A 9,031-nucleotide genomic window follows, 5' to 3' on the forward strand; every position below is an offset into this window, starting at 1 on the left:
GTCCGATCTACGGAATCACCCTGGTCTGGCTGTTCGGGCATTGGCAGTCGGTCTTCTGGGTCAACGTCCCGTTGGCGGTGATCGCCATGGTGATGATCCACTTCAGCCTGCCGAGTCGGCAGAAGACCGAAGATCCCCAAAAGGTCGATGTGGTAGGTGGCCTGCTGTTGGCCGTCGCGCTGGGCTTGGCGGTGATCGGGCTGTACAACCCTGCGCCGGACGGACGAGAGGTGCTGCCCAGCTGGGGTCCACCGGTCCTGATCGCCGCCGCCGTGGCCATCGTGGCGTTCTTCGTCTGGGAGAAGTTCGCGCGCACCCGCCTGCTGGAACCGGCGGGCGTGCACTTCAGGCCGTTCCTGGCGGCTCTGGGAGCGTCGTTGTGCGCCGGGGCGGCACTGATGGTCACGTTGGTCAACGTCGAACTGTTCGGTCAGGGCGTCCTCGGCCAGGACCAGAACGAAGCCGCATTCCTGCTGCTGCGCTTCCTGGTGGCACTGCCCGTCGGCGCGCTGCTCGGCGGCTGGCTCGCCGCGAGGATCGGCGACCGGATCGTCGCCTTCGCCGGCTTGATGATCGCTGCCGGCGGCTATCTGCTGATCTCGAAGTGGCCGGTGGATCTGCTCGCGGCCCGACATGACCTCGGGGTGGTGAGCCTGCCGACACTGGACACCGATCTGGCGATCGCAGGGCTCGGCCTGGGCCTGGTCATCGGCCCGCTGACATCGGCGACACTGCGGGTGGTCCCCGCTGCCCAGCACGGCATCGCGTCGGCTGCGGTGGTCGTCTCCCGGATGATCGGCATGCTGATCGGCATCGCGGCGCTGAGCGCCTGGGGCCTGTACCGGTTCAACCAACATCTGGCGAGCCTGCCCGCGAGCACGGGCGGCAACAGCCTCGCCGAGCGACTGTCAGCCGAGGCCGGCCGGATCCGGGAGGCCTACGTGCTGCAGTACGGCGAGATCTTCTCGATCACGGCCGTGGTGTGCGTCGTCGGTGCGGTGTTGGGTCTGCTGATCAGTGCACGCGGCGAGCAGGCCGAGGAACCCGACGTGACGGGTGAACCTCAGCAGCGCTCGAGCCCTCGACCCATGAGCTGAGGCTCGTCGGTGGGTCCGGCCTCGTCGGAGGTCAGACCCCGCCACGCGTCGAGGACCACGGTCTTGAGGCTGTTCGGGGTGAGCGGACCGGCGCTGAGCCAGCCCTGCAGGGCAGTCATGGTGGTGTTCCTTTGTTCGTGCTCACCAAGGGCAACTCGTCGGTGAAAGCGCGATATTCCCGCGGGCGGCGATGGCCCGGGATTCTGCTCCGAGTCTACCGAGTGAACTGTCCGGATTCGCCCGCTGCCGCGCCGGGTACGCACTGTGAAGCCGGACACGGAAACAGGAGATGAACATGCCGAAACAATTGGATGACAAGCGAATAGCGTTCCTCGTAGCCACCGAGGGGGTCGAACAGGTGGAGCTGACCGAGCCGTGGCGCGCTGTCGAGGAAGCCGGCGGCCGGCCGGAGCTGATCTCCACCGAAGTCGGCAAGGTGCAGGCGTTCAACCATCTGACCGCCGCCGACACTTTCGACGCGCAGAAGGCCGCAGACGATGCCCAGGTGAGCGACTACGCCGGCTTGGTGCTGCCCGGCGGTGTGGCCAATCCGGACAATCTGCGGATGAACACATCTGCAGTCGCCTTCATCAAGAGCTTCTTCGAGACCGGCAAGCCGGTAGCGGTGATCTGTCACGGTCCCTGGCCACTCATCGAGGCCGACGCGGTACGGAACCGATCGATCACCTCGTGGCCCAGCGTGCAGACCGACCTCCGCAACGCCGGGGCGCACTGGGTGGACCAAGAGGTCGTCGAGTGCACCGACGGACCCAACACCTTGGTCTCCAGTCGCAATCCCGACGATCTACCGGCGTTCTGCGACGCACTGGTGCAGGTCTTCGCCCGCGCCTGAGATGTGACCGTTCTAGGCGGGCTTGAGGCTGAGCAGCACGTCGGGGCCCATCGGCTCCATCCCGTCGAAGCGCCATCTCTGCGCGTGGGCGATGCTGAGCACCCCGACGTCGTCGACCGCAGTGATGGGCCCGCCCAACAGGATCGGCGCCACATAGGCCAGGATCCGGTCGATGGCTCCGACACGCAGGAAGGCGCCGGCAAGCGTCGGGCCCCCTTCCAGCAGCACATCGGTGCGGTCCGAGAGCGCCTTGATCACCTCGTGGGGATCACGGGTCCGGATCACCATGGTTCGCGAGTCGTCGTTCAGAATCTTTGCGTCCGGCGATATCTCGCGCTCGCCGACGACCACACGCAGGGGTTGCTTGTCGGCGAGGCTCCCGTCGGGGAGTCGGGCGGTCAACTTCGGGTCGTCGACGAAGACCGTGCCGGTACCGACCACGATCGCATCCGCGGCGGCTCGTCGGCGATGGACGTCCGCGCGGGCGGTTTCGCTGGTGATCCACTGACTTGTGCCATCGGCGGCAGCGCTGCGCCCGTCGACGCTGGTCGCGAACTTCCAAGTCACATGCGGCATTCCGGTGCGCTGCTTGTGCAGCCACTCCCTCAAGGGCCCTCCGGCGACAGCGTCGGACAACACCCCTGCGGTGACGTCGACACCGACTGCCGCCAACCGAGCGGCGCCGCCGGCCGCCTCCGGGTTGGGATCCGACACGCCGTACGCGACGGCCGAGATCCCAGCTTCCACAAGCGCGTCAACGCACGGTGGCGTGCGTCCGAAATGGTTGCACGGTTCCAGGGTGACGACCGCGGTGCCACCGGCGGCACGTCCACCGGCGCGACGCAGCGCCAGCACCTCGGCATGCGGACCACCGGTCGGCGCGGTGGCGCCGACGCCGGCCACCTCGCCGTCACGGTCCAGAATGACCGCTCCCACAGGAGGATTGGGGTACGTCCGCCCCTTGACCCGGTCAGCCTGCTCGATGGCCGCCCGCATCGCGGCGTCGAGATTCACAGGGCCAGATGTGCGGACGCGTCCGCGGCCCGCCGTCGCAGTGCCACCACCGCTGCCGCGGGATCGTCAGCGCTGTAGACCGCCGAGCCGGCCACGAAGCAGTCGACTCCCGCCTCGGCCGCTTCCTCGATGGTGTCGTCGTTGATGCCACCGTCGATCTCGACGATGACGGTCAACTCCCCCGCATCGACGAGTCGGCGCAGTGTGCCGACCTTCGGCAGGACCTCGCGGATGAATTTCTGACCGCCGAAACCCGGCTCCACCGACATGATCAACGCGGTGTCGAAGTTCCGGAGGATCTCCAGATACGGTTCCACCGGCGTGCCCGGCTTGATCGCCAGACCCGCCTTGGCGCCGGCGGCGCGGATGTCACGGGCGACACCCACAGGGTTGTCGGTGGCCTCGGCATGGAACGTGACGTTGAAGGCACCCGCCTCCGCATACGGCGGTGCCCAACGTCCGGGATCGTCGATCATCAGGTGACAGTCCATCGGAATGTCGGTCACCTTCAGCAGCGATTCCACCACCGGAAGACCCAGGGTCAGGTTGGGGACGAAGTGGTTGTCCATCACGTCGACGTGCAACCAGTCGGCGCCGTGCACCGCTGCCGTCTCCTCGGCCAACCGAGCGAAGTCGGCGGCCAGTATCGAGGGCGCGATCAGGGGGGCTGAACCTGCTCCTGGCACGGCACGCATGGACGTCAGCCTACTTGCAGAGCCGCCGCGAACATCGCGTCGGTGCCGTGCCGGTGCGGCCACAGCTGAACGTAAGGGCCGGGCCCGAGCCTGTCGGCCGGTTCGAACAGTGGCCGGGCATCAAGCGCCTGCACGGGCTGGCGGCGCAGGGCGTCGGCGACGACGCCGACCGTTTCGACCAGGTGTGGCGAGCAGGTTGCGTAGAGCACCACACCACCCGGTCGGGTCAGAGCGATAGCGGCGGCCAGCAGTTCTCTCTGCAGCTTCGCCAATTGCGGCACATCACCGGGCTGACGGCGCCATCGCGCTTCCGGTCGCCGGCGCAACGCCCCCAAGCCGGTACAGGGAGCGTCAACGAGGACCCGGTCGAAACCCGGCTGAAGTCCCGAGTCCCGGCCGTCGACCCGCACCACTTCCACGGGCAGGCCCGCGGTGTTCTCCGCGACGAGGTCGGCTCGGCGCGGCGCCGGTTCCACTGCGGTGACGCGGACGCCCTCGACGCCGGTGGCCTGCCCGATTGCCGCTAGTAGCGCTGTTTTGCCGCCCGGGCCCGCACACAGGTCCAGCCATCGCCCGCAGTCGGCGCCGGCCAGTGGCGCCAGCGTCAACGCCCGCGCCACCAACTGACTTCCCTCGTCCTGGACCAGCGCCATGCCGTCGCGCACCGCCGCGAGCGAACCGGGGTCACCGCCGCCGAGATACACCGCGTAGGGCGAATACCGGCCGACGGTGCCGTGGACCTGCTCGGCGAGTTGCGCTCCGGTCAACGCCGTCGGCCGGGCTGCGAGGTGCACGTCGGGGCGGGCGTCGTCACTGGCCAGTAGCGCAGACAACTCCCCCGCGTCGGCGCCCAAGGCATCGGCGAACGCCTGGGCGATCCAACGCGGATGGGCATGCACGAACGCCTGATGGCCCACCGGATCGGTCGTCGCCGATGGGGCCAGCTCGTCGACCCAGTCACTTTCGGCCCGCCGGGCTATCGTGCGCAGCACGCCGTTGACGAATCCTGCTCGCGCGGTGTCGAATTCGATGCCGGCCTGCTCCACCGTCGTCGACACGGCGGCGTGCTGCTCAACGCGGGTGCGCAGCAGCTGGTAGGTACCCAGCCGGAGCAGATCGAGAAGCACCGGGTCGATCTTGTCGATGGGCCGACCGGCCGCGCGTGCGATGACCGAGTCCAGCAGGCCCCGGGTTCGGCAGGTGCCGTAGGTCAGCTCGGTGGCGAAAGCCGCGTCACGGCCGTGGATCCCACGTTCGCGCAGAATGGCCGGCAGCGCCAGGTTGGCATAGGCATCGCGTTCGGAGACCGCTCGGAGTACGTCGAACGCCGCTCGGCGGGCCGGGTCGAGTTCCTGGCGCCGGGGTGGTCGGCGCTTGCCGGGGCGGGTCATACTGCGCGGTCGCTCTCGGAGAGCCGTGCGCCGCGCGCCCAGTCACCCGCGGCCATCGGTTTCTTTCCCGGGGGCTGGATCCGGTCGAGCATGATCGGCTGCGAGCCGGTGCCCACCCGCACACCGTCGCGGGCCGCGCGAATCTGGCCCGGCGCCAACGCTTCCTGCGAATCGGCCTCGACCGTGACCGGTCCCACCTTGATGCGTTGGTCTCCGATCATCGTCCACGCTCCCGGCTGAGGCGTCACGGAGCGGATCCGGCGCTCGACGACGTGCGCAGGCAGATCCCATCGGATTCTGGCCTCATCGACGGTGATCTTGGGCGCGACGGTGACGCCGTCCGCCGGCTGCGGCACTGCGGTCAGGATTCCGTCGGCGATCCCATCGAGCGTGGATTCCAGCAGGGCTGCGCCCGATACCGACAGCCGCCCCAGGAGGTCACCGGCGGTGTCGGTGGGGCGAATCGTCTCGGTGACCACACCGTAGACCGGCCCCGAGTCCAGACTGCGCTCGATCTGGAAGGTGGTGGCGCCCGTCACCGAATCGCCCGCGGCGATCGACGCCTGAACCGGCGCCGCGCCACGCCACGCCGGCAGCAGCGAGAAATGCAGGTTGATCCAGCCGTTGGCCGGCACCGCCAGCAGCTCGTCACCCAGCAGTGCCCCGTAGGCAACGACGGCGCAGCAGTCCGGCGCCAATTCGGCGAGCTCGGCGACGAACTCGGATGAGTTGGGGCGCGCGGGGCGCAACAGCGGAATGTCGTACTCCAGCGCGATCTGTGCCACCGGCGATGGCGCGGGGCGTCCGCGTCGTCCGGCGGCGGCATCGGGTCGGGTCAACACCGCGATGACATCGTGGCGACTCGACTCGAGGAGCCGACGCAGTGACGGTAGGGCCGGCTCCGGGGTGCCGGCGAAGACAACTCGCACCGAGTCAGTGTAGGGACGGGTCAGCGCGGGGTCTGGTAGTACTCCCGTTCGGACACCCCGACCAGCGGCGCGACGAACATCCACGGGATCGTCGTGAGTGACCGGTTCAGCGTCGCGACCGCATCGTTGTAGTACTGCCGGGCGAAGGCCAGCTTGTTCTCGGTGTCGGCCAGATTCTCCTGCAGGTTCAGGAAGTTGTTCGACGAGTTGAGCTGCGGATAGGACTGCCCCAGCGCCAACAGCGGGACCAGTGCGGTGTCGAGATCCTGCTCGGCGGCGCTGCGCTGGGCTATCGACGTCCCGGTCGTCGCGGCCGCGAGGACCGCGCGCGCGTTGGTGACGTGGTCCAGCACGCCCTTTTCGTGGGTGGCGAAGGTCTGCACCGCGTGCACCAGGCTCGGAATCAGCGACGCCCGGCGGGTGAGCTCGACGTCGATGCCGGCGAGCGCTTCGGCGACCCGAACGTCGGCAGCACGAATCTTGTTGTAGCCGACCACAAATCCGATCAAGACGAGGACCGCCAGGATCAGTACCACGATCAACAGGAATTTCACCATGACCCGCCTCCTCCGCCGCCACCACCACCGCCGCCACCGCCACCACCGCCGCCTCCCCCGCCCCCTGATGAGGAGGACTGCGACGCGGTGTAGGCGCCGATCGACGATGACAGGGCCGATTCGAAACTGTCGAAGTCAGCACCACTCGAGCTCCCGGCCAATCCCCACCCTCTTGAGGAACTCGAAGAGCTGTACCAATCCGGCTGCGGGGCCGCGGTATGGGTGTATGCCTCGTACTTCTTGGCCCACAACGCTGCGGCACCCGCGGCGACGGCGAACGGCACGTATGCGGTGTACAGATCTTTCCTGGCGCCGAAGTCGAACCGGGCCTCGGCGGAGTCGGTGGCCAGCATGCGGTGGAAGCCCCCTGCGCGCGACCACAGCTCGCGGCCGGTCGCGGTGCGCCGGGTTCCTACGCCGGGGTTCCACGATCCGACTGAGCACACGAAGAACGCCGCACACGGGAGAACCCACATCGTCGAGGGGAAGCCCCATCGGAAGACCGCGCAGATCATCAGCACGAAAGCCACACCGTTGGCGGCGCGAACCCAGAGTTCCTTGTTGCGCTTGACCATCAGGTGCTCGTCGAGGGCCCACTTCTGCACCGCTTTGGCCATGTCGGTCTTTGCCTTGCTGAGCCGCTCCCCAGACTTGACCGTCTTCTTCGCCTCGAACTCCCTGCCGGCGCCCTTGACCTTCAGCGCCATGGCGACGGCCGTGCTGACCGGATCGATGTCGGCCCAGCCTCTGTCGGCGATCCCGCGGACGTTCCACTGTTTGTCGTTGACCTGTTGCAGGGTGATGAGTTTGCGTTCGGCGAGATAGAACAAACTGGCGGTGAGCCCGTTCTTCGGGACGGCCTCGGTGCGGATGTACTCGGTCTGCACCGGGCCCAATCCGGGCGGGGGCGCGTACTGCAGCGGGAAGCCCGGCGACCGCTCGAGCGTCCGGCGGTACCACAGCGACCCGCCGAGTCCGGAGATCACGGTGAGCGCGCCCACCCAGATCACGCCGGTGACCGTTTGCCCCAGCACCCCATCCCAGGCGAACGGCCAAGGAGATTCCTGCCGCTGCGGGGTTGGGACGTCGACGCCCGCGCGCAGCGTGACCGGGGTGCGGGGCCCCAGGGAGGCCGCGGACAGGGTCACCGTGTTGCCGCTGACGGTCAGGTTGTCGCAGGGCCGACCGATGCCCAGGCCGACCGAGCACTGCGTGCTGCCGACCGCCGCGGGCAAGGTGACGCGGATGTCGGCCCGAGTGATGATGTTGTTCCAGGAAGGGGCGATGACGTTCCAGAAGAAGACCGAGGATGCCTCCCCGGCCCCTTCGGTGGAGGTCGCGAACTGCCGGTCCGCTCCGGTGTCACCCGGGTCGAGCACGCCGGGGATGGTGTACCGGATCTCGAAGACATGGGTGCCCGGGCTCAGGGTGCGATCCGGGTCGCCGATCTTGGCCACCCGGAATCGCTCATCGTCCTCCCACAACATTTGATAGGGAACCGGTCCGCCGTCGAGCAGGACGGAGTTCACCGCCGGTTCCTGACGCACCCGGGGGTCGTTCTGGTTGACGACGTCCCAGTACCGGAAGATTCCGCGGCGGCCGCTGGGGAACTCCGTGGTGATGGTCTCCACGGCGGTCATATCGCCGGCGTCGTCCACCACGATGTCGACGTCGTAGTCGGTGATCACCACCGGGTCGTAGGGGACGGAGCCGGCGGACTCGCTGCCTCCGTGGAAGATCACGGGCCACAGCACCATGAAACCGAGGACGAGCAGCCCGAGTACGAGGAACAGCGACGCGGCCAGCAACCTGCCCAGACGCTCCATTCCACCTCCTGTCGGTGCGATCAAGATCACCCTATGTGCAACGGGTCGATCTGCACACGGACCGGCTCCTGGTCGTGGCGGGCGCTCTGGATCGCCGCCGCCTTGCGAAGCGCCGCGGCCAGCGCCAGCCCGCCCTCACGCGGGACCCTGACCAGCATTCTGCTGACTGGCAGCTCAGCCGACACCCCGGGCGGTCTGCGGGCCCCGACCGGGAGCTCAACCGGCCCGATGCGCTCAGCCGTCTGCGGGAGCTCGGCGGCATCCAGCAGCGCCGTCACCGCGGCCGGGGCTCCGTCGACCGCCGCCATGTGAACCGCCGGCGGCAGACCGACCTCCTCGCGAGAGTCGAGTTCGGTCCGCGCGTGGCCTATCGGATCCCACCGGATGAGTGACTGCACCGTGGGTATCGCGGATTCTGCGACCACCACGACCACGCCGCCGTCGGCGCGGCTGCGCACCAGCGCGGCTGCGGCCATCCAACGCCGCAACGTGTCTTCGGCGGCGCGGAGGTCCTGTCGGCCCAGCAGGGCCCAGCTGTCCAGAAGCAGAGCTGCGCCGTAGCCGCCCTCGGCGAGCGGCTCGACACCCGGTGTGGCGACCACCACCGCGGGCCGGTGCGGCACGGCGTCCACCACCCCGTCGCCGCCCGAGGTGATCACCGTCGCGCCG

Annotated in this window: 9 protein-coding genes and 1 pseudogene; 2 read left to right on the forward strand and 8 right to left on the reverse strand. The window is 68.5% G+C overall.

Annotation, left to right across the window (positions count from 1 at the left end; all coding sequences use genetic code 11):
• Positions 1 to 1,097: MFS transporter (locus tag WA965_RS10015; RefSeq protein ID WP_526447460.1), on the forward strand; the 1,097-nt coding region annotated here is incomplete at its 5' end.
• Here WA965_RS10015 and WA965_RS10020 read toward each other — a convergent pair.
• Positions 1,064 to 1,216, reverse strand: coding sequence for a hypothetical protein (locus WA965_RS10020; RefSeq protein ID WP_526297202.1), 153 nt, complete (start codon positions 1,214 to 1,216; stop codon positions 1,064 to 1,066). The two genes, WA965_RS10015 and WA965_RS10020, sit on opposite strands and share 34 nt — an antisense overlap.
• Before the next feature lie 176 nt (positions 1,217 to 1,392).
• Here WA965_RS10020 and WA965_RS10025 point away from each other — a divergent pair, with 176 nt between their 5' ends.
• Complete coding sequence (locus tag WA965_RS10025; RefSeq protein WP_526297204.1) at positions 1,393 to 1,950, forward strand: type 1 glutamine amidotransferase domain-containing protein; 558 nt, start codon at positions 1,393 to 1,395, stop codon at positions 1,948 to 1,950.
• Positions 1,951 to 1,962: 12 nt separating this feature from the next.
• Here WA965_RS10025 and ribD read toward each other — a convergent pair whose 3' ends face one another.
• From ribD to WA965_RS10060, 7 genes and pseudogenes are all read right to left on the reverse strand, one after another.
• Positions 1,963 to 2,964 carry a bifunctional diaminohydroxyphosphoribosylaminopyrimidine deaminase/5-amino-6-(5-phosphoribosylamino)uracil reductase RibD gene (gene ribD / locus WA965_RS10030; protein ID WP_526297206.1) on the reverse strand — a complete coding sequence of 334 codons (1,002 nt, stop codon included), beginning with the start codon at positions 2,962 to 2,964 and terminating at the stop codon, positions 1,963 to 1,965.
• A complete protein-coding gene (gene rpe, locus WA965_RS10035) occupies positions 2,961 to 3,659 on the reverse strand; it encodes a ribulose-phosphate 3-epimerase (RefSeq protein WP_526297208.1) in 699 nt (232 codons plus the stop codon). Before rpe ends, ribD begins: the two co-directional genes overlap by 4 nt.
• Before the next feature lie 5 nt (positions 3,660 to 3,664).
• Positions 3,665 to 5,050 carry a transcription antitermination factor NusB gene (locus tag WA965_RS10040; RefSeq protein ID WP_526447462.1) on the reverse strand — a complete coding sequence of 462 codons (1,386 nt, stop codon included), beginning with the start codon at positions 5,048 to 5,050 and terminating at the stop codon, positions 3,665 to 3,667.
• A complete protein-coding gene (fmt, locus tag WA965_RS10045; RefSeq protein WP_526300811.1) occupies positions 5,047 to 5,979 on the reverse strand; it encodes a methionyl-tRNA formyltransferase in 933 nt (310 codons plus the stop codon). The genes WA965_RS10040 and fmt overlap by 4 nt, the downstream gene beginning before the upstream one ends.
• A gap of 20 nt (positions 5,980 to 5,999) precedes the next feature.
• Entirely contained in the window at positions 6,000 to 6,536 is a 537-nt protein-coding gene (locus tag WA965_RS10050; protein WP_526300813.1) for a LemA family protein, read from the reverse strand.
• Positions 6,530 to 8,362: a DUF2207 family protein gene (locus tag WA965_RS10055; RefSeq protein ID WP_526300815.1), complete on the reverse strand. Its 1,833-nt coding sequence runs from the start codon at positions 8,360 to 8,362 to the stop codon at positions 6,530 to 6,532. The genes WA965_RS10050 and WA965_RS10055 overlap by 7 nt, the downstream gene beginning before the upstream one ends.
• Before the next feature lie 26 nt (positions 8,363 to 8,388).
• Positions 8,389 to 9,031: pseudogene (locus WA965_RS10060) on the reverse strand (primosome assembly protein PriA); the annotation flags it as partial.

The sequence above is a fragment of the Mycobacterium sp. genome, from assembly GCF_049683935.1.
GTDB lineage: Bacteria > Actinomycetota > Actinomycetes > Mycobacteriales > Mycobacteriaceae > Mycobacterium.

Coding starts and splice junctions, on each gene's coding strand:
- WA965_RS10050 (WP_526300813.1), bottom strand. CDS start 6,536: ATGGTGAAATTCCTGTTGATCGTGGTACTGATCCTGGCGGTCCTCGTC.
- rpe (WP_526297208.1), bottom strand. CDS start 3,659: ATGCGTGCCGTGCCAGGAGCAGGTTCAGCCCCCCTGATCGCGCCCTCG.
- WA965_RS10025 (WP_526297204.1), top strand. CDS start 1,393: ATGCCGAAACAATTGGATGACAAGCGAATAGCGTTCCTCGTAGCCACC.
- WA965_RS10055 (WP_526300815.1), bottom strand. CDS start 8,362: ATGGAGCGTCTGGGCAGGTTGCTGGCCGCGTCGCTGTTCCTCGTACTC.
- WA965_RS10020 (WP_526297202.1), bottom strand. CDS start 1,216: ATGACTGCCCTGCAGGGCTGGCTCAGCGCCGGTCCGCTCACCCCGAAC.
- WA965_RS10040 (WP_526447462.1), bottom strand. CDS start 5,050: ATGACCCGCCCCGGCAAGCGCCGACCACCCCGGCGCCAGGAACTCGAC.